The sequence below is a fragment of the Sphingopyxis sp. genome (genome assembly GCF_036261875.1).
In the GTDB taxonomy this organism is placed as follows: Bacteria; Pseudomonadota; Alphaproteobacteria; order Sphingomonadales; family Sphingomonadaceae; genus Sphingopyxis.
The window spans coordinates 41,139-63,284 of the sequence record NZ_DATAJZ010000023.1; the positions used below are offsets into that span (position 1 = coordinate 41,139).

Consider the following 22,146-nt stretch of genomic DNA (forward strand, 5'->3'; position numbering starts at 1 on the left):
AGATGTCGATCGATATTGCGAGCGCTCCATATCGCGACGGCGATTGCACACGATAGGGAGAGACGGCGCTTATGATTGCAAAAAATGCAATTGCGGATGCTTATTTCGCAGTTGCGAAATTCATTGTGCAGTGCAATATCACACTTGCCTTTTAGGCATCCTCTCCCAAAAACTTTCAAGGGTCGCCCTCGGGCGGCCCTTTTTTTCGACTTTTTTGGTTGAGAGGGTCGATTCGGTTCGTTTCGGCGAATCGCCGCAGAATTTTTTGGCCGTGGCGGGCTGATTTGACCCATGTAAACCATCGTCATTCCGGACTTGATCCGGAATCCATTCTCTCAACGCTGGCCTGAATGGACCCCGGATCAAGCCTGTCCTGAGCCTGTCGAAGGGTCCGGGGTGGCGACGGTGAGAAAGCCTAACTCTCACGCCACAACCGATGGCTACGGGATGCAGGTGAAAAGCCGCCTTCGAGGGCAGCGGACTATCTTCAATCCTGCACCGGCATCCGCGTCTCGAAGCGCCGCACCTCGGCGATGAAGCTGCCCGGAAGCGGCGTCTGCTGGCCGCTGTCGCTGTCGATATGGGCGTAGCGGATCTCGATGTCGGTCAGCCGCTCCCCCCCGCGGAAAATCCCGCAATGCAGCGTGAAGCTCGTCCGGCCGAAGCCGCTGATCCGCGCCGCGATCGTGATCAGCTCGTCGAGTCGCGCGGGGGCATGATAGGCGATCTCGCAATGGGTCTCGCGGATGTCTGTACCATATTGGTGAAAATAGGGGCCGGGCTGTCCCTCGTCGAGGGCGCGGAAATATTCGGTCACGCCGATGTCGGCATAGACCAGATAATTGGCGTTGAAGACGATATTCTGACCGTCGATCTCGTTGAAACGGACGCGCACCGTCTCGCGGACGCGGAAATCCTCGAGCGGAATCTGCTCCATTGCGGCGTCAGGCGGCCAGCGCGGCGGGGGTGCGGTCGAGCGGCGCGCAGGCGGCGGCAAGCCAGTCGCGCGCTTCGTCCGCCATGCCGGCGCCCAGCTTTGCCAGCACCTCGGCATGATAGGCGTCGAGCCAGTCGGCCTCGGCAGGCGACAGCAACGCGACCTCGACGAGATCGCGCGCGATCGGCGCGAAGGTGATCGTCTCGAACCCCAGCATATCCTCCTCGGCGCCCGCGATGCTCTGCGGCACCACGACGACCAGATTCTCGATGCGGATGCCGAAGTGCCCCGCCTTGTAATAGCCGGGCTCGTTCGAGAGGATCATGCCCGCGTGCAGCGGCTCCTCGGTCCCCGCCTGTCCGCCCGCGGGCTTGGCGATACGCTGCGGCCCTTCGTGGACCGCGAGATAGGCGCCGACGCCGTGGCCGGTGCCGTGCGCATAATCGACCCCGTCGGCCCAAAGATATTGCCGCGCGAGAATGTCGAGCTGACTGCCGCGCGTCCCCTTGGGAAAGCGCGCGGTCGCGAGCGCGATATGGCCCTTGAGCACCTGGGTGAAGCGGCGGCGCATCTCGGGCGTGGGCGTGCCGATCGCGATCGTGCGCGTGATGTCGGTCGTGCCGTCGGCATATTGCCCGCCCGAATCGACGAGATAGAGCGTGCCGGTCTCGATCGCACGATTGGTCGTCTCATCGACCTTGTAATGCGGCAGCGCGCCGTTCGGGCCGGCCGCCGAGATGGTGTCGAACGACAGGTCGCGAAGCACACCGCTGTCGTCGCGGAACGCGCGCAGCTTCGCCGCCGCGCCAAGTTCGTCGAGGCCACCCTGCGGCGCGACCTCCTCCATCCATTGGAGGAAGCGCGCGACCGCGACGCCGTCGCGGACGTGGGCGGCGCGAGTGCCGCCCAATTCGGTGTCATTCTTGATCGCCTTGGGCAGCACCGCGGGGTCGCGGTGGCGTTCGATCTTCGCGCCCGCGGCTTCGAGCGCGGTGAAGATCGCCGCGACGGCGCGGTCGGGGTCGACCGCAACCTTCTTGCCCGCAAGGTCCGCCAGCGCCGCTTCGAACGCGTCGCGATCGTGGATCCGCACGCTGTTGCCGAGGTGCGCGCGCACCGCGTCGGTGACCTTCTCGGGCGCGATGAACAGGTCAGCGGTCGCATCGGCGTGGAGCAGCGCGAAGGCGAGCCCGACCGGCGTGTGGCTGACGTCCTGCCCACGAATGTTGAAGGTCCAGGCGATCGAATCGAGCGCGGTCATCACCGTCGTGTCGAGCCCCTTCGCCTTCAGCCAGTCGGCGATGATCGCGCGCTTGTCGGTCGCGGCCTGTCCGGCGAGGCTCGTGTCGTAGACCGTGACCGCCGCGTCGCTCGGCGCCGGCTGGTCGTCCCACGCGGCGTCGATCGGGTTGCCGTCGACCGCGACAAGGCTCGCGCCCTTCGCTGCCAGCGCCTTTTCCAGCCCGCGCGCCCAGTCGATGCCGTGGAGCCACGGGTCGTAGCCGACCTTTTGCCCCGCGCTGACGTTGGCGCCGAGCCATATGGCGACGCTCGACTGCGGCACCCCGACATAATCGAACAGCGCGCCGTCGACCTGATCGCGCACCTGCACCGTGTAGCGCCCGTCGACGAACACCGCGGCCTTCGTGGGCAGCACCGCCGCCGTCCCCGCCGAGCCGCCGAAGCCGGTCAGCCATGCCATGCGCTGCGCATAGGCGCCGACATATTCGCTCATATGCTCATCGCTGATCGGCACGACGAAGCCGTCGAGGCCGCGCTTCGCCAGTTCGGCGCGGACGCGAGCAAGGCGCTCTGCGTAAATTGTGCCGGGGACGGGGCTGGACATGGCTGGTTCCTTGTTCCTACATCGCGGGCAATCCTGCCCACCGGGGGCGATGCCGCGGGAGTCTTGTGATGCGTGCTATTTGGATGTTCCTGGCCGCAATTACCACCCCGCTCGTTGCCGCGTCCGGCGCTTTTGCCCCCACCGCTTTTGCCCAAGAGAAAGAGATCCCATTGACCGACAGTCCCGCGCTGCCCGCCGCTCCGGTTGCCGACAAGCGGCCGCACGAATCGACACTGCACGGCAAAACCCTGTCCGATCCCTATTTCTGGCTGCGCGACCCGAGCTATCCGGTCGTCGATGACGCGGACGTCCTCGATTATGTCAGGCAAGAAAATGCCTATTTCGACGCGGCGATGAAGCCGCACGCGAAACTCGTAGAAACCCTGTTTCAGGAAATGAAGGGCCGCATCAAGGAGGCCGATTCCTCGGTGCCGCAGAAGGACGGCGACTGGCTCTATTGGGTCGAATATGACGAGGGCGCCGAATATAAGAAATGGTACCGGAAACCCGCGTCAGGCTCCGGCGAGACCCAGCTCATCCTCGACGAGGTCGCGATGGCCGAGGGCAAGGATTATTTCCGCCTCGCCGAACTGTCGATCAGCCCCGACGGCCGGCTGATGGCCTATTCGTTCGACGATAACGGCTCCGAGCGGTTCGAGGCGCGCGTCCGCAACCTGGAAACCGGCGAACTGCTTCCCGACGTCATTCCCGGCACGCTGTCGTCGCTCGTCTGGACGTCGGGGAACGATGCGATCCTCTATGGCCTCGCGAACGAGAACTGGCGCACCGACAATGTCCGGCTGCACAAGCTCGGCACCCCGATCGACCAGGACAAATTGCTCTACAAGGAGCCCGACATCGGTTTCGGCGTCGGGATCGGCAAAACCGCGGCCGACAATTATATCGTCATCGGGACCGGCGATAACGAGACCAACGAGGTCTATCTGCTCCCCGCGGATAATCCCGAGGCGGAGATGCAACTCGTCTCGGCGCGTCAGAAGGGTCGCGAGTACAGCGTCGACGAGCGCGACGGCACGCTTTACATCCTCACCAACGACGAGCATCCCAATTTCCGCGTTGCGACCGCGAGCATCGAGGCGCCGGGAGCATGGAAGACGCTGATCCCCGGATCGGATCACAGCTACATCACCGGCTTCTCGGTCTTTCGCGACTATTTCGTGCTCGAAGCGCGCGAGGACGGGCTCGATCAGGTCGATATCCGCCAATATGACGCGCCGCTGACCCCCGGCCGGATCGAATTCCCCGAGGCCACTTACGTTGCGGGGCTCGGCGACAATCCCGAATATCATCAGGACAAGCTCCGGCTCGATTATGAATCGATGGTCACGCCCGATACCGTCTATGATTATGATATCGCGACCGGAACGCTCGAAACGCTGAAGGTACAGGAAATCCCATCGGGTTATGATGCAACGCAATATGTAACCGAACGGGTTAACCTGCCAAGCCGTGACGGCACGACGATGATTCCCGCCTCGCTCGTCTACAAAAAAGGCACGAAGCGCGACGGCAGCGCGCCGATGCATCTCTATGCCTATGGCAGTTATGGCTATCGCATCGCGCCGGGCTTTTCGACGACGCGGCTCAGCCTCATCGATCGCGGGATGATCTATGCGATCGCGCACGTCCGCGGCGGCGACGACCTGGGACGCGCCTGGTATCTCGCGGGGAAGACCGATCACCGCAAGAATACGTTCAACGACTTCATCGACGTCGCCAAGGGGTTGATCGCGAAGGGCTATACCAGCCCCGGCAAGATTTCGATCGAGGGCCGCTCGGCGGGCGGGCAGGTGATGGGGGCCGTCACTAACGAGGCGCCCGAATTGTGGGGCGCGGTGCTCGCGGGGGTGCCTTTCGTCGACGTGATCAACACGATGGTCGACGAAACGCTGCCGCTCACCCCCGGCGAATGGCCGGAATGGGGCAATCCGATCACCGACAAGGCGGCGTTCGATTATATGCTGAGCTACAGCCCCTACGACAATGTCACCGCCAAAGCCTATCCGCCAATGCTGGTGTCGGCGGGGCTCAACGACCCGCGCGTGACCTATTGGGAGCCCGCCAAATGGGTCGCCAAGCTGCGCGCGACGCGCACCAATGACGCGACGCTGCTGCTGCGCACCAACATGGGCGCGGGCCATGCTGGCAAATCGGGCCGCTGGGGCTCGCTCCACGAAGATGCAGAGGAGTTCGCTTTCGTGCTGACGCAGCTTGGGGTCGAGAAGTAGGCGCTCTCAAACGAGCGGCTTGCGCATCCGTATCAGCGGGACGTCAACGCCGTCGACCGGCGCGGCGGTGCGCTCGATCTCGACATAGCCGCTCGCGCGATAGAGCGGTTCGCCGGCGAGCGTCGCCATCAGTTCGGCGGCGGTGAAACCCGCCGCGCGCGCAGCGGCTTCCGACGCTTCGAGGATCGCGCGCCCGACGCCGCGGCGCGTGAACGCCGGGTCGGTATACATTGCGCGCACGCGCGCCGCCTCGGTTCGGGGGTCGAGCAGGCGCGGCTCGCGCAGGTCGCTGCTATGATCGCCGCCATAGAGCGTCGCGCGCCGGCTCCAGCCGCCGCATCCCGCCAGCACGCCGTCGATCGTCGCGACGAAATAGGTGCCGTCGGCGACAAGCTGGGTGTCGAGCCCCATCACCGCGTGGCTCGCACGCACTTCGGCCGCCGACAAAAAGTCGCGCTGCAACTCTTCGATCGCGCGGCGCATCAGGTCGCGCATTGCCGTAAGATCTTCGGTGGTCGCAATCCGAATCATCATGACCGGTCCGCCAGATAGGCCCGCGCGACAAGGTCGCGTTCGAGCGTCGCCGCATCGACGAAACGATGCCCGGCGATGCCGACCGATTCGGCGCCCGCGACATTCGCGGCCACATCATCGACGAACAGCGCTCCCGCCGGGTCGATGCCGAATCGTTCGATCGCGAGAGCATAGATCGCGAGGTCGGGCTTCACCATCTTCTCGGTACCCGAGACGATGATATCGCGAAAACGGTCGAATACCGGCTGGGTCGGGCGGAAAACCTCCCAGAATTCATGTCCGAAATTGGTGATCGCGAACAGCGGCACGCCTGCCGCGTCCAATCGCTCGACCAGTTCGAGGCTTCCGGGCACCGGCCCCGGAATCGTTTCATTGAAGCGCGTCGCATAGGCGTCGATCAGCGCCGCCTGATCCGGAAATTCGGCCTTCAATTCGGGCACCATCTCGGCCAGCGGGCGGCCCGCGTCGTGCTGAAAATGCCATTCGGGGGTAACGACGTTCGTCACGAACCATTCAAGCTCGCGCTCGTCGGTGATCAGCTTCGCGAACAGATGGCGCAAATCCCAGTCGAACAGGACGCGGCCGACATCGAAAATCACGCAGCGCTCGATCATGCATCCTCCAGACACGCGAAAGCGCCGCCGGAAGCATCCGACGGCGTCACGCTGGCTCGCAGATGCGCACGGGGCGGCATGCGCCCCGGCAGGACCATCAGCCCTGGCGCGCCTTGAAGCGGCGGTTGGTCTTGTTGATCACATAGGTCCGGCCACGGCGGCGGATCACGCGGTTGTCCCGGTGGCGGTCCTTCAGCGACTTCAGGCTGTTGCGAATCTTCATGGGTCTTTTCCGTAAATCTTGGCGTTGCTACGCGAAGCGGCGCACCTATGGGGATAGGCGAGAAAAGTCAACCGGTCCGACCATCCTCGCTGCGGAAAAGGTTCACGCGGAGACGCGGAGAAGATTATGTTCGCGCAGAGAACGCAGAGTGCGCAGAGAAGAAAAAGGGCGGCAAAGCCGCCAATCTCCTTTTTCCTCCGCGTCTCCGCGCCTCCGCGTGAACCAAATCCTCTGCGATCTCTGCGTCCTCTGCGCGAATCGGATATTACCCCGCCAGCGCCTTCTGCCGCCGCCGCTGCACCGACGAGCCATAGCCCATCGCCTCGCGATATTTGACCACGGTGCGCCGCGCGATGTCGTGACCTTCGGCCGACAGTTTCTGCGCGATCGTCTCGTCGGACAGGATCGCCTTGGCATCTTCGGCCTCGATCATCGCCTTGATCCGGCTCTTGACCGCTTCGGCCGACACCGCGCCGTCGCCCTCGGTCGCCGATATGCCCGACGAGAAGAAATATTTGAGCTCGAACAGCCCGCGCGCGCACGACAGATATTTGTTGCTGGTGACGCGGCTGACGGTCGATTCGTGCATACCGATGTCCTCGGCGACCTGACGCAGCGTCAGCGGGCGCATGTGCGCAACGCCGTGGAGGAAGAAGCCCTCCTGCTGCTTGACGATCGCGCTCGCGACCTTGACAATCGTGCGCTGGCGCTGGTCGAGCGCGCGGACGAGCCAGTTGGCGCCCGCAAGCTGCTCGGACAGCCACGCCTTGCTCTTCGCCGCCGCGCCCTCAGCCAGTTCGGCATAATAGCGGCGGTTGACGAGGAGGCGGGGCAAGGTGCCGCTGTTGACCTCGACCGCCCATCCCTTTGCAGTCTGGCGGACATAGAGGTCGGGGACGACCGCCTGCACCGCCTCGCCACCGAATTTCAGCCCCGGCCTGGGGTCGTAGCCGCGCAGCTCGCGGATCATGTCGGCGAGATCCTCGTCATCGACGCCGCAGATGCGCTTCAATTGCGGGAAAGCGCCCTTGGCGACGAGGTCGAGGTGCGCGATCATCGTCGCCATCGCGGGGTCGTAGCGGTCGGCCTCGCGCGCCTGAATCGCGATGCATTCGGCGAGGTCGCGCGCGCCGACGCCCGACGGGTCGAAGCATTGGATGCCCGCGAGCACCGCCTCGACCAGCGAGAGCGGCACGCCGAGCTGCGCCGCAAGCTCCGAAAGGTCGGCGCGGAGGTATCCCGCCTCGTCGATCAGCGCGACGAGCTGCGCCGCGACCACCGCCTGGGTCCCGTCGAAGCGTTCGCCGACCTGCGCGAGCAGATGGTCGTGGAGCGTGCCCTCATGTTCGGCGAAGCTGTCGAAGTCGATGCCTTCGCTCGCCTCGCCCGACAGGCCGACCGAATCGCTTGCGCTGTCGTGGTGGAAGCGCTCTTCGGCGAAATCGACGTCGAGATCGTCGGCGGTGCCAGCGTCGGAGGACAGCGCCGCATCGGTATCGGGCTGCACGTCGACGGCCGGCAGCGCCTCCTCGCCGCTCTCGTCCGCGCCGCCCTCGTCGCGGTCGGCGGGCGCGGCGTCGAGCAGCGGATTGCCCTCGAGCGCTTCGGCCAGATAGGCTTCGAGTTCGAGGTTCGACAGCGCAAGCAGCTTGATCGCCTGCTGCAACTGCGGCGTCATCACCAGCGATTGCGACTGGCGTAAATCGAGGCGCGGACCCAACGCCATCGGCAGCTACCGCATCAAAGCGAAAAGCCCTCGCCAAGATACAGACGGCGGACCTCGGGGTCGGCCACCAGTTCGGCGGGCGATCCGGCAAGCAGCACCTTGCCGTCGTAGATGATGCAGGCGCGGTCGACGAGGTCGAGCGTCTCGCGGACGTTGTGATCGGTGATCAGCACCCCGATGCCACGGGTCTTCAGATCGGCGACGAGGTCGCGGATGTCGCTGATCGACAGGGGATCGATCCCCGCGAACGGCTCGTCGAGCAGGATGATCGACGGGTTCGCCGCCAGCGCGCGCGCGATTTCGGCGCGGCGACGCTCGCCGCCCGACAGCGCCATCGCCGCCGAATCGCGCAGCCGCGCGAGGCCGAACTCCTCGAGCAACTCCTCGAGCCGCCGCTCGCGCGCGATCTTGTCGGGTTCGGCGAGTTCGAGCACCGCCTCGATATTCTGGGCCACGGTCATGCCGCGAAAGATCGAGGTTTCCTGCGGCAAATAGCCGAGGCCGAGGATCGAGCGGCGATACATGGGCAGCGAGGTGATGTCGGCGCCGTCGAGCATGATGCGCCCGGCGTCGGGCCGGACCAGCCCCATGATCGAATAAAAGCAGGTCGTCTTGCCCGCGCCGTTGGGGCCGAGCAGGCCGACGACCTCGCCTTTGCCGACCGACAGCGACACGTCGGAGAGCACCACACGCTTGTCGTAGCTTTTGGCGATCGAGATGATCGCAAGGCCATTGCCCGCTGCCGCGTCTTCCTGGACATGCGCGCGGTGCTCGGAGACGCCATGGTCACCTTCGGCCGTCGCGGTCGTGGTTTCGTCGGTCATAAAGAGGTCGGTTCCGTTCTAGCCCCCAGCGCGCGTTACCGCAGCGACGCGGCAAAGGTCAATCTGGCAGGGATTTTGCATTCACTATCTCCCCTCCCGCTTGCGGGAGGGGTTGTGAGACTTGGCCCGGCGTGAGCCGGGCTTAGTCGCAGCGGGGTGGGCAATACCCGCGCGGCCTTGGCCCACCCCGCTGCGGCTAGGCAGCAAGCTGCCAAGCCTCGCTGCCCCTCCCGCTTGCGGGAGGGGGAATCAATGTGCCGCTTGCGGCCCGCGCTCCACCCCCGACAGCGCAAGCTGCTCGTCGATCGCCGCCATCAGCCGCGCCAGCGCCGCCTCGTCCTTCGCCTCGGCGCGCGCGACGAGCACGTCCTGGGTGTTCGAGGCGCGGAGCAGCCACCAGCCGTCGTCGGTCAGCACCCGCGCGCCGTCGGTGCGGTCAACCGTCGCGCCCGCCGCGCTCAGCCGCGCCAGAACCTCGTCCACAATGGCGAATTTACGCACTTCGTCGACCTGGAAGCGGAGTTCGGGGGTGTTGACCATCGCGGGCATCTCGCCGCGGAGCTCGGTGACGCTCTTGCCGAGCCTGGTCGCCGCCTCGATCAGCCGCACCGCCGCATAAGGCGCGTCGTCATAGCCGTAATAACGGTCGGCGAAGAAAATATGCCCGCTCATCTCGCCCGCCAGCGGACTGCCGGTTTCCTTCATCTTCGCCTTGATCAGGCTGTGCCCGGTCTTCCACATCAGCGGTTTTCCGCCGAGGTCGGCGACGCGGTCGAACAGCGCCTGGCTGGCTTTGACGTCGGCGATGATCGTCGCGCCTGGATGCTCCTTCAGCACCGCCGCGGCATAGATTTGTAGCAGCTGATCGCCCCAGATCACCCGCCCTTCACCGTCGATCGCGCCGATGCGGTCGCCGTCTCCATCGAAAGCGACGCCGAAATCGAGGCTCTTCTCCGCGACCAGCTTCCTCAGATCGGCCAGATTCGCCTCAACCGTAGGGTCGGGATGGTGGTTCGGAAAATGGCCGTCGATATCGGTGTAAAGAAGATGATGTTCGCCGGGCAGCCGCGCGGTGAGCTTTTCGATGACGGTGCCCGCGGCGCCGTTACCGGCATCCCAGCCGATGCGGAAGGCGCCGCCGGCGAAGTCCTGGGTCAGCCGGTCGACATAGGCGTCGACGATGTCGATGCTCTGCGCCGATCCCTCGCCGCTTTCCCAGTCGCCCGCGGCGGCGATTTCGCCGATCCGCTGAATGTCGGCGCCGAAGAAAGGGCGTCCCTGAAATACCATCTTGAAGCCGTTATAGTCGGGGGGATTGTGGCTGCCGGTTATCTGTATGCCGCCGTCCACATCCTCGGTTGACGCGGCATAATAGAGCATCGGCGTCGGCCCGAGCCCGATGGTCAGCGCATCGACTCCAGCAGCGTTGATCCCTTCGATCAGCGCCTCGGCGAGCATCGGCGACGACAGCCGCCCGTCATAGCCGACCGCGACCCGCCTGCCCCCCGCGCGCCGGATCAGTGTCGCGAAGCTGCGCCCGATCGCGGCGGCGTCGGCGGCCGACAGCGTGTCGCCGACGACGCCGCGAATGTCATATTCGCGCAGCATCGTGGGGTGAAATTGGTGGGTCATGTCTGTCCCCTCGGGAAAGAATATTCAGGCGGCGGCGAACAGATCCCCGTCGGGATGAAACCGCTCGCGCGCCGGAAGGTTCAGTCCGCCCATCGCTTCGCGCAGTTCCTGCCGCGCGACGACATGGCCGATCCCCATGCCGCCGAGATGCGCCTTGTCGAGCAGGGTGAGGCCCGCCGGAAACAGTTCGCGATAGATGACGCGCTCGCCGAGTCCCGGGATGACGCGGAAGCCGACGCGGCGCGAGAGCTGGTTCAGCGCCTCACCCACGCGGCGCATATTATGCGCATCGACATGCTGGAGGCGGTTGCGCAGGATGATCCAGTCGATCGTCCGCCCGTCGCTTTTCGCACGCGCCTTGCGCGTGTCCCAGATGAGTTCGGAGTAGAAGCTGGGGCGCACGACCTGAAACGTCTCGGGATCGACCTGGCCGATCAGGTCGAAGTCGATGAAGCTGTCGTTGATCGGGGTGACGAGCGTATCGGCGGTGGTCGCGAGATGGCGCGCGAAGACATCGTCGCGACCCGGCGTGTCGGCGATGAGATAATCGACGCCCTCGGCCAGCCGCGCGACCTGTTCGTCGAGTTCTTCGATCGTCGACCCCTCGAACACCTCGAAGCGCGGGGTGGGAAGATCGATATCGCGGCGTTTCGCGGTATTCTCGCGATTCTCGAGATAGCGGTGGAAGGTGCGCTGGCGCGGGTCGAGGTCGATCCCCGCGACGCGCCAGCCCAGGCTGGTCAGCGCGACCGCGAAATGCACCGCACAGGTCGATTTGCCGGTCCCGCCCTTTTCATTGGCAAAGATGATGCGGTGCGGGGCGGGCGTCGTCATGAGCGTTGCGATTTTCCTGTTGGCGGCGCATGGCAGCCGCTTGGGGTGGTCGTTGCGCCGCCAATATCGGAGGCAGGGCAAGCGTGCAAATCATCCGTGACATCGCGATGCTGCGCCGTGCCGTTTCGGCACTGAAGCAGGGGGGGAAGAGCGTCGCGCTGGTGCCGACGATGGGGGCGCTGCACGACGGGCACCTGTCGCTCGTGCGCATGGGGCGGCGCGTCGCCGACCATGTCGTCGTCTCGATCTTCGTCAATCCGACGCAGTTCGGCCCGAACGAGGATTTTGCCGCCTATCCGCGCGATGAAGATCGCGACGCTGCGCTGCTGGTGGAAGCGGGCGTGGCGCTGCTCTGGGCGCCCGACGTCGGCACCATGTATCCCGCCGGTCATTCGACGCATATCGAGGTTGCCGAACTCGGCGCCGATTATTGCGGCGCGGCGCGGCCCGGCCATTTCGACGGCGTCGCGACGATCGTGTCGAAACTGTTCAACCAGGTTCGTCCCGACATCGCGATCTTCGGTGAAAAGGACTGGCAGCAGCTCGCGATCATCCGCCGCATGGCGCGCGACCTCGACTTCGCGCTCGACATATTGGGCGCGCCGATCGCCCGCGACGCCGACGGCCTCGCGCTGTCGTCGCGCAACGCCTATCTCTCGAAGCAGCAGCGCGAGGCGGCGATCGCCTTTCCCGGCGCGCTGAAGGCGGCGGCAAGGGCGATCGCGGGCGGCGCCGATGTCGGCGAAGCCCTCGCGAAGGCCGAAGCCGACATCGTCGCGGGCGGTTTCGACAGCGTCGACTATGTCGCGCTCGCCGATGCCGACAGCCTCGAAAGGCTGACCGCCTTCCATAAGCCCGCGCGTCTGCTCGCGGCGGCGCGGATGGGGAAGACGCGGCTGATCGACAATCTGGCGGTAGAGTAAAGCCCGTCGTCCCCGCGAAAACGCACGCTTTTCCGTCCCTTCCCCACGATATCCCCAAAAATCCGCGCCGCCGTTAACGCTTTGTTGACCATAAACCGCAACTTTGGGGGCCGAGGTCTCCATGTGGGGTGGAGGCAAAGGGGGTTATCATGGCAAACAGTCTGAAGTCTGCCCAATATCTGATCGAAAGCCGTCTGCTCGACGCGGCACGCGGCGACGCCAATGCCTATTTCGATCTCGGCATCGCCTTTTCCACCGGGACCGGCGGTGTCGATGTCGATCTGATCCAGGCGCATAAATGGTTCAATCTCGCCGCGCTCGGCGGCAGCCTCGAAGGCCAGCAATGCCGCGCCGAACTGTCGGACGAAATGAGCCGCGACGAAATCGCCGAGGCGCAGCGCCAGGCGCGCGCCTGGCTCGACGAAACCGCCCGCCGCCCGGCGGCCCGGCGCTTCGCCGCCTGACATCTTGCGCGCTGCGTGAGCTTTCCTGAATCTCACGCAAAGGCGCAAAGGCGCGAAGAGAATTGCGTGGCCGGTTTTCGGACAATCTCACACAAAGACACAAAGATGGCGGATTCTCCTGTTTGCGTCTCGTGACCATCATCGGCGATTATCTGGCCGGACTTCGTCCGGCCTTTTTAACCGCCATCGGCATCGGCGCATCGATCGAGCGACATCACGCCGTCTTTGTGTGAGAATTCTTCTTCTTCGCGCCTTTGCGCCTTTGCGTGAGATTATTCGGCTCGCCGGAACGGCATATGCCCTTCCAGCCACTCCATTTCCTGCACCTCGGCCACCCGCTCGCGTTCCAGATAGTCCGCGACCGCACGCCGGAATCCCGGATCGGCGATGAAGTGCGCTGACCATGTCGCAACGGGGCCATAGCCGCGCGCGAGCTTGTGCCCGCCCTGCGCCCCGGCCTCGACGCGGCGGAGGCCGCGCTCGATCGCGATGTCGATCGCGCGATAATAGCAAAGCTCGAAATGCAGATAGGGGATGTCGCGGACGCAGCCCCAGTAACGGCCGTAGAGCGTGTCGGAACCGAGGAAATGCATCGCCCCCGCAACCGGCGCCGCGCCGTCATAAGCGATGACGAGGATAATCCGGTCGGCCATGCGCCGCCCCATCAGGTCGAACGCCGCGCGGGTCAGATAGGGATGGCCCCATTTGCGCGCGCCGGTATCCTGATAAAAGGCCCACATCGCATCCCAGTGATCGGGACCGATCGCCTCGCCCGTGACCTCCTCGATCCGCAGGCCCTCGACCGCCCGCGCGCGTTCCTTGCGGAGCTGCTTGCGCTTGGCAGAGGTCAGCGTGGCGAGGAAATCGTCGAAGCCGGCATAGCCCGCATTGGCGAAATGGAACTGGATGTCGCGCCGCACCAGCCAGCCCGCGCGCTCGAAAAGCGGCATCTGCTCGGGCGCGACGAAGGTCGCGTGCGCCGACGACAGGGCATTCTGCCGCACCACCGCTTCGGCGCCGCGGATCAGCAACAGCGCCGCCGCTTCATCCTGCGCGAGCAGGCGCGGCCCCGGCACCGGCGTGAAGGGCGCCGCGATCTGCAGCTTTGGATAATAGTCGCCCCCGGCGCGCGTCCAGGCATCGGCCCAGGCGTGATCGAAGACATATTCGCCCTGGCTGTGCGATTTCAGATAGGCGGGCGCGGCGGCAATCAGCACGCCATCGGCATCCTCGACCAGGATTGGCGCCGCCTGCCAGCCGGTGCCGGGTCCGACGCTGCCCGAATCTTCGAGCAGCGCCAGGAAATCATGGCTGACGAACGGATTGCCCACGCCCGCGAGCGCGTCCCACGCCGCCGCATCGACCGCGGCAACGCCGCTGCCGAGCGTGACGGTCCGCGCGGGCGGGTCGGCTTCGGCCACGGATATCCTACGCCGGTTTCACCGCGACGATCGCATCGACCTCGACCGCGGCGCCGAGCGGCAGCACCGACACGCCGACCGCGCTGCGCGCGTGGCGGCCCGCTTCGCCGAACAGCGATTCCATCAGTTCCGACGCGCCGTTCGCGACCTTCGGCTGCGCGGTGAAGCCGGGGTCGCTGTTCACGAAGACGCCGAGCTTGACGATCCGCTCGACCCGCGACCAGTCGCCGCCGACCGCCTGGCCAACCTGCGCGACGAGCATCAGCGCGCAGCGGCGCGCGGCGTCATAGCCCGTCGCCTCGTCCATGTCGGCGCCGAGCCGGCCGGTGACCACCTGTCCATCGCGAAACGGAAGCTGGCCCGAGATATGGAGCAGTCCGTCCTGCTCGACGACGGGCACATAGGCCGCGACCGGCGCGGCGGGCTTGGGCAGGTCGAGGCCGAGGGCGACGAGCTTGGCGGGAATGTCGGACATGATCGTTCCTTTATACGGGTTGCGGGGCCGGAGCCGGAATATTTTCAGCGAGCCGCGCCAATATCCAGTCGCGTGCCGCGCTCCAATCGTCGATTCGCGCATGGGCATGTTTTGCGGGATGCACCTTGTCGGCGATCGCGGGCTCGCCGACGAAATGGAGTCGCCACACCTCGGGCGCCTCGATCGCCACCGAATGATGGTGGTTCGGCAGGTCGTCGATGAACACCGCGACCGACGGCCGGCGCTCGGCGATCAGCGCGCGCACCGGCTCGCCCTTGCCGCCGCGGCTGCCGATCACCGGCGCATGAAAGCCGAGCGCGGCAAGCTGTGCGCCGCGCGCCGCCTGATGGTCGGGACCGACGTTGGTGAGCACGACGATATCGGCGATATCGCCGATCGCTGCCATCGCCGCGATCGCGCCCGGAATCTCGGTCTGCCGCCCCATTTCGGTACGAAAGAAGCCGTCGAGCAGGGGCCACACCTCGGCCGCCTCCAACGGCGTGCCGCACTCCTTGCGCTTGAGCGCACCCGCAAAGCTCGCATCCTCCATGCGGAAAAGCACGCCGTGTTCCTCGTCGACCCACTGGGCGAAGGGGACGACCATGTGCATCAGCACCTCGTCGCAATCGGTGATGACGAGCGGGCGGGTCATGCGTCCATCCTCTGGTTTCCTTCAAGCCGCCGCGCGGCGGCAGCAAGGGTTTCGGGCGTCACGTCGAGCGCCGTGGCGCAGGCGATCAGATCGGCCTCGTGCGCGGTGAGAAATGACAGGATCGCGGCAAGCACCGCCTGCTCGCCGAGCGAGGCGCGCAGCGAATCGGGGTCGAGCCCGGTCAGGCCGAGCAGCCTTTCAGCGCGCGGCTCGTCGCTCAAAATCCAGCCGAGCGCATGGAGCGCCAGCGCCGCATCATCCTCGTCCAATCGGGAATCCCTTCGCCGCGATCAATTGTGTCGTGCCGCCGATTCGCCTAAACGGGCCGCGCACGCAAGGTGGGGAAGAGATTTTACATGGGCAAGACCATCCTGGTCGTCGAGGATAATGAGCTGAACCTCCGCCTGTTCTGCGACCTGCTCAACGCCCACGGCTATCAGGCGCATCCGGTGCGCGACGGGCGCGACGCGCTGGCGAAGGCACGCGAGATCGCGCCCGATCTCATCATCATGGACATTCAACTCCCGCACGTCAGCGGGCTCGACCTGATCGGCCAGATGAAGGCCGACCTGACGCTGCGCGCGGTGCCGATCATGGCGGTTACCGCCTATGCCGGAAAAGGCGATGAGGAACAGATCCGCGCCGCCGGGGCCGAAGCCTATGTCTCGAAACCGATTTCGGTGATCAAGTTCATCGAGAGCGTCGGGGCCTTTGCCTGAGCGGTGCGCGTGCCGCTGCGTGCCTCGTCACCCCGGACTTGATCCGGGGTCCATTCAAACCGGCGAAGAAGGAATGGGTCCCGGATCAAGCCTGTCCTGAGCCTGTCGAAGGGTCCGGGATGACGAAATATAGGGTCCGCGCTCCCGCCATTCGGGTCGATCGCCTTCATTCGGAAAGGCGGGGGCGACGGACAGCCGCTCAATGCTTCGCCTTACGCTCCCACGGGGCGTGATAATGCGCCGCGACGGCGGCGGCGGAGGTTTCAACCACCGACGTCCAGAGGCGCTGGAGCCAGTTGGTTTCGGGTGCGATGCGGGCCATATTCGATCTCCTGCATCCGAACCGCAGGGAGGGGAGAGAGCCGGTCGGCTCGAACGGTTCGGATACGAACCATCTAGGCGATTCGCATCGGCTATAGGCGCCGAAATTCGGCATATCGGCGACCAATTTTTGCGCTATAAGCCAGAATATGCGAAAAATGATCGACCTCGACCGTTTCGACCGCCGCCTGCTCGACCTCGTCCGGCGCGACAATCTTCAGCCCGCGCGCGTACTCGCCGATACGGTCGGACTGTCGATTTCAGCCGTGCTGCGCCGCCTTCGCCGGCTGCGCGAGGAGAAGGTGATCGTCGCCGACATCGCGCTGGTAGATCCCGCGCTCACCGGCTCGGCGCTCACCATGCATGTGCTCGTCCGGATGGAACAGGCGGGCGCGCAGACGATGGACAATTTCGCGCGCGAGATCGCCCGCCACCCTGAAATCACCGCCGCGTGGGACGTCACCGGTGACGATGATTTCCTGCTCAAGGTCCAGGTCGGGTCGATGGAGGAATATGACGTCTTCACCCGCCGCGCCCTCGGCGAAGACAAGGGCGTTCATTCGTTCAAGACGCTGATCACGATCCGCCATATCGTCGAGAATGAAGCCGCCCGGCGGCCGTTGCGCGATGGGTGAGGGGAGTCAAAACCTCCACTCGTCCTCTCCCTTCGTCATTCCCTACCGCCCCAGCACGACCTCGCGCTCGATCCCGATCGCGTCCAGAAACGCAGGGTCGTGGCTGACGACGAGCAGCGCTCCGTCATAGGCGGCGAGCCCCGCCTCGATCGCGGTCAGCGAATCGAGGTCGAGGTGATTGCCGGGCTCGTCGAGGATCAGCAACTGCGGCGGCATCGGCGCGCCGAGGACGCAGGCGAGGCCGGCGCGGAGCATCTGCCCGCCGCTGAGCGTGCCGGCGATATGGTCGGCGGCGTCGGCACGGAAACGGAACCGCGCCAGCGCCGCGCGGCACTGATTGTTCGTCGTGCCTGGATTGCGGCGGAGGAAATTGTCCGCAATCGACAGCGCAGGGTCGAGCAGCGACACGCGCTGGTCGAACAAGGCGAAGGGCACCGGCACGCGCACCTGTCCCGACCAGGGGGCAAGCGTCCCCGCGACGAGCGCGAGCAGCGTCGATTTGCCCGACCCGTTGGGGCCGGTGATCGCGACGCGCTCTGGCCCGGTGATCGTCAGCGACAGGTCGGCGATCACCGGCCGACCCGGCGCATAGCCCGCGGTGACGCGACCCAATTCGAGCACGGTGCGCGACGCGGGAAGGCCGGTCGAGGGCAGGCCCGCGGACAGCGGATGGACGACCTCGATCCGGCCGCGCGCCGCAGCGGCCGCGTCCTCGGCCGCACCGCGCTGGCGTTCGGCGAGGCGGCTGGCCGCGGCGCGCGTTTCCTCGGCGCGGCGTTTGAGGCCGCCGATGACGATCTTCGGCATGTCGCCGCGCGCCGCCTTGCGCCGCCCGCCGGAATCGCGCCGATCCTGCTTCTCGATCGCCACCTGCGCCTGGCGCCGACTCTGGTCGAGCCGCTTTTCGGCGCCCGCAAGCTCGGCCTCGGCGGCGGCGAGTTCGACCTCCTTGCGCGCGCGATAAGCGCTCCACCCGCCACCGTAGCGCGCGGCGCCAAGCGCGGTGAGCTCGACGATCGCGTCCATTTCCTCGAGCAATTCGCGGTCGTGGCTGACGACGATCGCGCCGCCGCGCCAGCCGCGCAGCAGTTCGCGCACCGCGGCGCGGCCTTCGCGGTCGAGATTGTTCGTCGGCTCGTCGAGCAGCAGGAAATCGGGAGCACCGAACATCGCACCCGCCAGCGCGGCGCGCGTGCGCTGCCCGCCCGACAGCGCGTCCAGCGGCGTGTCGGCGGCAAGCGGCAGGCCGACCGCGGCGAGCGCTTCGTCGATCCGCGCGTCGAGCGTCCAGTCGGTCTCGGCGATCTCCTCGACGCTCGCCTCGCCCGCCTCCGCCTTGCGGAGCAGTGCGAGCCCCGCGCGCGCCTCGAACAGGTCGGCGATCGTCTCGCCGGCGTCGACCTGCACCGACTGACGCAGCAGCGCCACGCGGCCGTCGACGGCAACATGCCCCGATGCCGGCGTCAGCTCGCCTGTCAGCAGGCGCAGCAGCGTCGACTTGCCGACGCCGTTGCGCCCGACAATGCCGGTGCGCTCGCGCGCAAAAGCGAGATCGAGGTTCGAGAGGATGGTGCGGTTATCGGGCGTGGACCAACTGACGTTGGCGAGGGTGATCGAGGGCATGGATAGAGCTTTCCTGAAGGCACGGCTTGCGGGCGATGCGGTCAGTTCAGATCCATGATCCTGTTCACTCCTTTGGTGTCGCGTATGTAGGAATATAGGGCGGACCGGTGCAAGGGCAAGCGGAATGGCCGAAACGGCGTGGAGTTTGGGACTCTTCCTTCGTCGTCATGAGAGCAGAATATCGCTTACAGCTCGATGATGATCCGCACCTTGTCGGCGCTCGTGCCGACCGCGCTCGCGATCTGGACGCGGCTGCGCTCGATCAGGTCGCGCAGATCCTCGGGCGCCGAATCGCCGAGCAGTTCGGATGTCGGCACCCCCAGGATCGCGGCGAGCGCCGCCATGCGGCTGTGCTTGGGCCGCGCGCGCCCCTTTTCCCATCCCGAGACCGCGGGCGCGCTGACGCCCATGCGGTCGGCGACCTGAGCCTGATTGAGGCCCGCCTGGGCGCGCAGTCGCTGAAGCCGGCTGCCGAAGGCCTGATCGGCAACCGAAGCGGTATCGTCGTCGAAATGCGGATCATGGGTGACGCTGCTGCGGAGCTGCGCGGCGCTCAGCGTCGCGGGCGATACCGGGGCATCGAAGCGGCAACCCGCGAGCCGGTCGCTGATCCACATCACGGTCGCCGGGCTTTCGCCTGCGTGCGGCAGGTCGATCCCGATCGAATCGCCGACCGCAAGATCGGCGTCGCTTTCGAGGAGCAGTCCCGTTTCCGAAATATTGTGGACGAGCACCGCAATGCCGCCACCGCCGCTCTGCGTCCCCAGCGCGGGAAGACTGAGCTTGCGGCGGGCGCTGCCGCGCTCGTCGGCGCCCGCCGCAGCGGCGACAAAATATCCGGTTATGGCCATGAAGACAGATGTCGGAGCAAGCGGTTAAAAGAAGGTTAGCGGAAGGCGTCGAAGGACCGGAATGCACGGGCACGTCGCGAGTTGCCCTATGGTCCCCGCTTATGCGGCGAAGCGAGCGCGATCAGAGCCAGCCGATCACCCGGAACCGCCAATAGAGCAGGCCGCAGATGCTTCCCATCAGCGCGATGGCGAGCGGATAGCCGAAGGTCCAGCCGAGTTCGGGCATATGCTCGAAATTCATGCCATAGATTCCCGCGATCGCGGTCGGCACCGCGAGGATCGCCGCCCAGGCCGCGAGCTGGCGCGTGATGACGCCCTGCCGCTGCTGTTCGAGCAGCGAATTGGTGTCGACGACCGACCCCGCGACTTCGCGCAGCCCCGACAGGCGGAATTCGGCGCGTTGGACATGGTCCCAGACGTCGCGGAAATAGGGACGCACCGCATCGTCGATCCACGGCAGGTCGGCGGCGCCGACGAGCCGCGCGGCGACGTCCTTCATCAGCCCGACGATGCGCTGGAACCGGATGATCTCGTGCCGCTGGGCATAGAGGTGGCGAATCTCCTCGGCGTCGAGCGGGGTATCCATCACGCTTTCCTCGACCAGCAGCAATCGATCCTCGATTGCGTCGATCACCGGGAAATAGCCGTCGATGATGAAATCGAGGATCGCATAGAGGACATAGTCGGGTCCATGCGCGAGCTTCGCGGGCAGGGTCTCCAGCCGCGCACGCACTTCGGTATGCGCGCGCGCCGAACCGTGGCGGACGGTGACCGCGAAATGGCGGCCGAGAAAGATCGCGGTCTCGCCCGACTGGATCGTATCGCCATCCAGCGTGCCGGTTGCGGCGATGACGAAAAGCTGATCGCCATAGACCTCGACCTTCGGAAGTTGCTTGGCTTTCAGCGCATCTTCGACCGCGAGCGGATGGAGGCCGAAGCGCTTGGCGATCCCGCCAAGTTCATCGGGGGTCGGCTCGAACAGGCCGAGCCAGAAAAAGTCCGCGTCGGCGCAATCCTCGGGAATGACGTCGTCGGGGCCGAGGTCACGGACGAGTTTGCCCTCGTGATAATGGCGGGCGGCCATGATCGGCATCGGTTCGAGTCCTTATGCGACAGCGGCGACGGTGGAGATGTGGTTCATGCGGGCCGTTGTGACGCCAAGTCGGGCGAGCGCCAAGCTGAAAGCGACCGAGCAATAGCCGTCGCTGCTGCGAAGGCGGCGCCGCTATCGGTTTACGCAGCGGCGAAGGGTAAGCCCGATGGCGGCCATTCTTCTGGCGGGAGGGGGTCGGGGGTGGGTAGCAACGGCGCGGCCAGCCCACCCGCTGCGGCTAGCGAACAAGTTCGCAAGCCTCGCTGCCCCTCCCGCTTGCGGGAGGGGAAAAATGCCCTCGGCTCAAACGCAGGTACACCGTCACCACCCACGAAAAAGGGCGGCACGCAGCCGCCCCTCCGAACCCCCGCTTCCGCGAGGAAGACGCATTACCCGCCCATGCGCCGTCAGCGCATGGAGCGATGCATCACTTGATCTTGGCTTCCTTGAACTCGACGTGCTTGCGCGCACGCGGGTCATATTTGCGCACCGACATCTTCTCAGTCATCGTGCGCGGGTTCTTCTTGGTGACGTAGAAAAAGCCCGTGTCGGCGGTGCTCACCAGCTTGATCTTGACGGTCGTCGGCTTGGCCATGGCCCTGTTCCTCGAACTATTGGCACATCCGCAGGGGTATCCGGCGCATGTGGCGGGACTGGGGCCCCGGCGGTTGCTGTGAAAAACAAAGAGGGCCGCGCGTCGGGCGCCGCCCCCATTTATCCGCGCGCCATTGGCGGGATTCGGCGTCGATGTCAAGCCATGCGTCGAGGAAAAGCGGGAGCGGACGCGGGGACGCGGCCGCTCCCGGAAGGGGTTTCAGCCGCCCCGAATCTGGAAACGCACGGTCATTTCCTTCCAGCTTTCCTCCGCCACACCGCCGCGCGTCGCGGGCTTGAAGCGCCATTTCGTCAGTGCGCGCCGCTTCGTCGCCTCGAAGAAGCCCTGGCTGTCGGTGCTGACCAGCTCGATCGCCTTGACGCGCCCGTCGGTGCCGATCAGCACGCGCACCCGCACGCTCCCCTCGATCTCGCGCCGCTGTTCGCTCGCCGGATAGTCAGGCTGGAAGCTGCCCGCATAGCGCGGATCGACCTGGGCGACGACGAAGGGCGCGGGTTTCGACGGCAGCGGTGGATCGGCGACGGCCGGACCGCTCCCGCTGCCTGCCGGCGCGACATAGGGGGGCGCGGGGTCGAAAATCGGCGGGTCCGATGCGATCGGCGGCAATTGGGTCGGAACGGACGTCACCCGCGTCTGGGCGGGATCGGTCTGCGGCTTCGGGTCGGGACGCGGTTCGGGCTTCGGCTGCTCGATGGTAAAGTCGGTCCACGTCTGGGATTTCGTCCGCGGCGTCTCCTTGACGATCATCGGTGACAGCGCAACCGCGATGACGAGCGCCGCGGGCAGCCCAAAGGCGAACGCCGCCGCGACCGGGCGATGCGCCGCGCCGGGGTCATAACTCTCGCGCACGAACGGCGCCAGGCCGGCGGGCGCGCCATGCTTCGCAGGCCTTGCGATGATCGCGGACATCATGGGAATCAGGGTCATGGCACCT

24 protein-coding genes are annotated in these 22,146 nt (G+C 65.9%); 5 read left to right on the plus strand and 19 right to left on the minus strand.

Annotated features, from left to right (window positions below; all coding sequences use genetic code 11):
• Window positions 1-487: 487 nt before the first annotated feature.
• A complete protein-coding gene (locus VHO04_RS10570) occupies window positions 488-937 on the minus strand; it encodes a thioesterase family protein (protein WP_329628297.1) in 450 nt (149 codons plus the stop codon).
• A 7-nt stretch (window positions 938-944) separates the two neighbouring features.
• A complete protein-coding gene (locus VHO04_RS10575) occupies window positions 945-2,783 on the minus strand; it encodes an aminopeptidase P family protein (RefSeq protein ID WP_329628298.1) in 1,839 nt (612 codons plus the stop codon).
• Window positions 2,784-2,953: 170 nt separating this feature from the next.
• Here VHO04_RS10575 and VHO04_RS10580 point away from each other — a divergent pair, with 170 nt between their 5' ends.
• Window positions 2,954-5,032 carry a S9 family peptidase gene (locus VHO04_RS10580; protein WP_414713106.1) on the plus strand — a complete coding sequence of 693 codons (2,079 nt, stop codon included), beginning with the start codon at window positions 2,954-2,956 and terminating at the stop codon, window positions 5,030-5,032.
• A 6-nt stretch (window positions 5,033-5,038) separates the two neighbouring features.
• On the opposite strand, the gene VHO04_RS10585 is transcribed toward VHO04_RS10580, so the two are convergent.
• The 7 genes from VHO04_RS10585 to VHO04_RS10615 form a co-directional block, all read right to left on the minus strand.
• Window positions 5,039-5,566, minus strand: coding sequence for a GNAT family N-acetyltransferase (locus VHO04_RS10585; RefSeq protein WP_329628299.1), 528 nt, complete (start codon window positions 5,564-5,566; stop codon window positions 5,039-5,041).
• Entirely contained in the window at window positions 5,563-6,180 is a 618-nt protein-coding gene (locus VHO04_RS10590) for an HAD family phosphatase (protein WP_329628300.1), read from the minus strand. Before VHO04_RS10590 ends, VHO04_RS10585 begins: the two co-directional genes overlap by 4 nt.
• A gap of 97 nt (window positions 6,181-6,277) precedes the next feature.
• Window positions 6,278-6,403, minus strand: coding sequence for a type B 50S ribosomal protein L36 (gene ykgO, locus VHO04_RS10595; protein ID WP_003046794.1), 126 nt, complete (start codon window positions 6,401-6,403; stop codon window positions 6,278-6,280).
• Window positions 6,404-6,668: 265 nt separating this feature from the next.
• Window positions 6,669-8,129 carry an RNA polymerase factor sigma-54 gene (gene rpoN / locus VHO04_RS10600; RefSeq protein WP_329628301.1) on the minus strand — a complete coding sequence of 487 codons (1,461 nt, stop codon included), beginning with the start codon at window positions 8,127-8,129 and terminating at the stop codon, window positions 6,669-6,671.
• Window positions 8,130-8,143: 14 nt separating this feature from the next.
• A complete protein-coding gene (lptB, locus tag VHO04_RS10605) occupies window positions 8,144-8,953 on the minus strand; it encodes an LPS export ABC transporter ATP-binding protein (RefSeq protein WP_257545982.1) in 810 nt (269 codons plus the stop codon).
• 249 nt (window positions 8,954-9,202) lie between these two features.
• Complete coding sequence (gene pgmG, locus VHO04_RS10610) at window positions 9,203-10,585, minus strand: phosphoglucomutase/phosphomannomutase PgmG (RefSeq protein ID WP_329628302.1); 1,383 nt, start codon at window positions 10,583-10,585, stop codon at window positions 9,203-9,205.
• 24 nt (window positions 10,586-10,609) lie between these two features.
• Entirely contained in the window at window positions 10,610-11,419 is an 810-nt protein-coding gene (locus VHO04_RS10615; RefSeq protein WP_329628303.1) for a division plane positioning ATPase MipZ, read from the minus strand.
• A gap of 83 nt (window positions 11,420-11,502) precedes the next feature.
• Here VHO04_RS10615 and panC point away from each other — a divergent pair, with 83 nt between their 5' ends.
• Window positions 11,503-12,342, plus strand: coding sequence for a pantoate--beta-alanine ligase (panC, locus tag VHO04_RS10620; protein ID WP_329628304.1), 840 nt, complete (start codon window positions 11,503-11,505; stop codon window positions 12,340-12,342).
• 149 nt (window positions 12,343-12,491) lie between these two features.
• Window positions 12,492-12,806: a hypothetical protein gene (locus tag VHO04_RS10625; protein ID WP_297660517.1), complete on the plus strand. Its 315-nt coding sequence runs from the start codon at window positions 12,492-12,494 to the stop codon at window positions 12,804-12,806.
• Between the two features lie 272 nt (window positions 12,807-13,078).
• Here VHO04_RS10625 and VHO04_RS10630 read toward each other — a convergent pair whose 3' ends face one another.
• The 4 genes from VHO04_RS10630 to VHO04_RS10645 are packed head-to-tail and all read right to left on the minus strand — an operon-like array spanning window position 13,079 to window position 15,623.
• Window positions 13,079-14,227, minus strand: coding sequence for a GNAT family N-acetyltransferase (locus tag VHO04_RS10630; protein ID WP_329628305.1), 1,149 nt, complete (start codon window positions 14,225-14,227; stop codon window positions 13,079-13,081).
• A gap of 7 nt (window positions 14,228-14,234) precedes the next feature.
• Complete coding sequence (locus VHO04_RS10635; protein ID WP_329628306.1) at window positions 14,235-14,702, minus strand: RidA family protein; 468 nt, start codon at window positions 14,700-14,702, stop codon at window positions 14,235-14,237.
• A gap of 10 nt (window positions 14,703-14,712) precedes the next feature.
• Window positions 14,713-15,354, minus strand: a complete 642-nt coding sequence (locus tag VHO04_RS10640) for an HAD family hydrolase (protein WP_329628307.1) — start codon at window positions 15,352-15,354, stop codon at window positions 14,713-14,715.
• Window positions 15,351-15,623 (minus strand): DUF3572 family protein, encoded by a 273-nt coding sequence (locus VHO04_RS10645; RefSeq protein WP_329628308.1) that lies wholly within the window; start codon window positions 15,621-15,623, stop codon window positions 15,351-15,353. Before VHO04_RS10645 ends, VHO04_RS10640 begins: the two co-directional genes overlap by 4 nt.
• A gap of 87 nt (window positions 15,624-15,710) precedes the next feature.
• Between VHO04_RS10645 and VHO04_RS10650 the strand changes: the two genes are divergently transcribed.
• Window positions 15,711-16,073, plus strand: coding sequence for a response regulator (locus tag VHO04_RS10650; protein WP_257546001.1), 363 nt, complete (start codon window positions 15,711-15,713; stop codon window positions 16,071-16,073).
• Window positions 16,074-16,272: 199 nt separating this feature from the next.
• On the opposite strand, the gene VHO04_RS10655 is transcribed toward VHO04_RS10650, so the two are convergent.
• On the minus strand, window positions 16,273-16,395 hold the full coding sequence (locus VHO04_RS10655) for a hypothetical protein (protein WP_329628309.1): 123 nt from the start codon (window positions 16,393-16,395) through the stop codon (window positions 16,273-16,275).
• Between the two features lie 148 nt (window positions 16,396-16,543).
• Here VHO04_RS10655 and VHO04_RS10660 point away from each other — a divergent pair, with 148 nt between their 5' ends.
• Window positions 16,544-17,029: an Lrp/AsnC family transcriptional regulator gene (locus tag VHO04_RS10660; protein ID WP_329628310.1), complete on the plus strand. Its 486-nt coding sequence runs from the start codon at window positions 16,544-16,546 to the stop codon at window positions 17,027-17,029.
• A gap of 42 nt (window positions 17,030-17,071) precedes the next feature.
• Here the strand turns inward: VHO04_RS10660 and VHO04_RS10665 are convergent, their stop codons facing one another.
• The 5 genes from VHO04_RS10665 to VHO04_RS10685 form a co-directional block, all read right to left on the minus strand.
• The gene (locus VHO04_RS10665) at window positions 17,072-18,652 is read right to left on the minus strand and encodes an ABC-F family ATP-binding cassette domain-containing protein (RefSeq protein WP_329628311.1); all 1,581 of its coding nucleotides are present in this window, start codon (window positions 18,650-18,652) and stop codon (window positions 17,072-17,074) included.
• Window positions 18,653-18,837: 185 nt separating this feature from the next.
• On the minus strand, window positions 18,838-19,503 hold the full coding sequence (locus VHO04_RS10670) for a helix-turn-helix domain-containing protein (protein ID WP_329628312.1): 666 nt from the start codon (window positions 19,501-19,503) through the stop codon (window positions 18,838-18,840).
• A gap of 121 nt (window positions 19,504-19,624) precedes the next feature.
• The gene (locus tag VHO04_RS10675) at window positions 19,625-20,596 is read right to left on the minus strand and encodes a magnesium and cobalt transport protein CorA (RefSeq protein ID WP_329628313.1); all 972 of its coding nucleotides are present in this window, start codon (window positions 20,594-20,596) and stop codon (window positions 19,625-19,627) included.
• Window positions 20,597-21,023: 427 nt separating this feature from the next.
• Window positions 21,024-21,191 carry a 50S ribosomal protein L33 gene (gene rpmG, locus VHO04_RS10680; protein ID WP_003042331.1) on the minus strand — a complete coding sequence of 56 codons (168 nt, stop codon included), beginning with the start codon at window positions 21,189-21,191 and terminating at the stop codon, window positions 21,024-21,026.
• 219 nt (window positions 21,192-21,410) lie between these two features.
• Window positions 21,411-22,139, minus strand: coding sequence for a TonB family protein (locus VHO04_RS10685; RefSeq protein ID WP_329628314.1), 729 nt, complete (start codon window positions 22,137-22,139; stop codon window positions 21,411-21,413).
• Between the last annotated feature and the right edge of the window lie 7 nt (window positions 22,140-22,146).

Excerpts from the sequence above, each read along its gene's own strand:
- VHO04_RS10570 (WP_329628297.1), bottom strand. The coding sequence starts at position 937 with ATGGAGCAGATTCCGCTCGAGGATTTCCGCGTCCGCGAGACGGTGCGC.
- VHO04_RS10575 (WP_329628298.1), bottom strand. The coding sequence starts at position 2,783 with ATGTCCAGCCCCGTCCCCGGCACAATTTACGCAGAGCGCCTTGCTCGC.
- VHO04_RS10585 (WP_329628299.1), bottom strand. The coding sequence starts at position 5,566 with ATGATGATTCGGATTGCGACCACCGAAGATCTTACGGCAATGCGCGAC.
- VHO04_RS10590 (WP_329628300.1), bottom strand. The coding sequence starts at position 6,180 with ATGATCGAGCGCTGCGTGATTTTCGATGTCGGCCGCGTCCTGTTCGAC.
- ykgO (WP_003046794.1), bottom strand. The coding sequence starts at position 6,403 with ATGAAGATTCGCAACAGCCTGAAGTCGCTGAAGGACCGCCACCGGGAC.
- rpoN (WP_329628301.1), bottom strand. The coding sequence starts at position 8,129 with ATGGCGTTGGGTCCGCGCCTCGATTTACGCCAGTCGCAATCGCTGGTG.
- lptB (WP_257545982.1), bottom strand. The coding sequence starts at position 8,953 with ATGACCGACGAAACCACGACCGCGACGGCCGAAGGTGACCATGGCGTC.
- pgmG (WP_329628302.1), bottom strand. The coding sequence starts at position 10,585 with ATGACCCACCAATTTCACCCCACGATGCTGCGCGAATATGACATTCGC.
- VHO04_RS10615 (WP_329628303.1), bottom strand. The coding sequence starts at position 11,419 with ATGACGACGCCCGCCCCGCACCGCATCATCTTTGCCAATGAAAAGGGC.
- VHO04_RS10625 (WP_297660517.1), top strand. The coding sequence starts at position 12,492 with ATGGCAAACAGTCTGAAGTCTGCCCAATATCTGATCGAAAGCCGTCTG.
- VHO04_RS10635 (WP_329628306.1), bottom strand. The coding sequence starts at position 14,702 with ATGTCCGACATTCCCGCCAAGCTCGTCGCCCTCGGCCTCGACCTGCCC.
- VHO04_RS10640 (WP_329628307.1), bottom strand. The coding sequence starts at position 15,354 with ATGACCCGCCCGCTCGTCATCACCGATTGCGACGAGGTGCTGATGCAC.
- VHO04_RS10650 (WP_257546001.1), top strand. The coding sequence starts at position 15,711 with ATGGGCAAGACCATCCTGGTCGTCGAGGATAATGAGCTGAACCTCCGC.
- VHO04_RS10655 (WP_329628309.1), bottom strand. The coding sequence starts at position 16,395 with ATGGCCCGCATCGCACCCGAAACCAACTGGCTCCAGCGCCTCTGGACG.
- VHO04_RS10660 (WP_329628310.1), top strand. The coding sequence starts at position 16,544 with ATGCGAAAAATGATCGACCTCGACCGTTTCGACCGCCGCCTGCTCGAC.
- VHO04_RS10665 (WP_329628311.1), bottom strand. The coding sequence starts at position 18,652 with ATGCCCTCGATCACCCTCGCCAACGTCAGTTGGTCCACGCCCGATAAC.
- VHO04_RS10670 (WP_329628312.1), bottom strand. The coding sequence starts at position 19,503 with ATGGCCATAACCGGATATTTTGTCGCCGCTGCGGCGGGCGCCGACGAG.
- VHO04_RS10675 (WP_329628313.1), bottom strand. The coding sequence starts at position 20,596 with ATGCCGATCATGGCCGCCCGCCATTATCACGAGGGCAAACTCGTCCGT.
- rpmG (WP_003042331.1), bottom strand. The coding sequence starts at position 21,191 with ATGGCCAAGCCGACGACCGTCAAGATCAAGCTGGTGAGCACCGCCGAC.
- VHO04_RS10685 (WP_329628314.1), bottom strand. The coding sequence starts at position 22,139 with ATGACCCTGATTCCCATGATGTCCGCGATCATCGCAAGGCCTGCGAAG.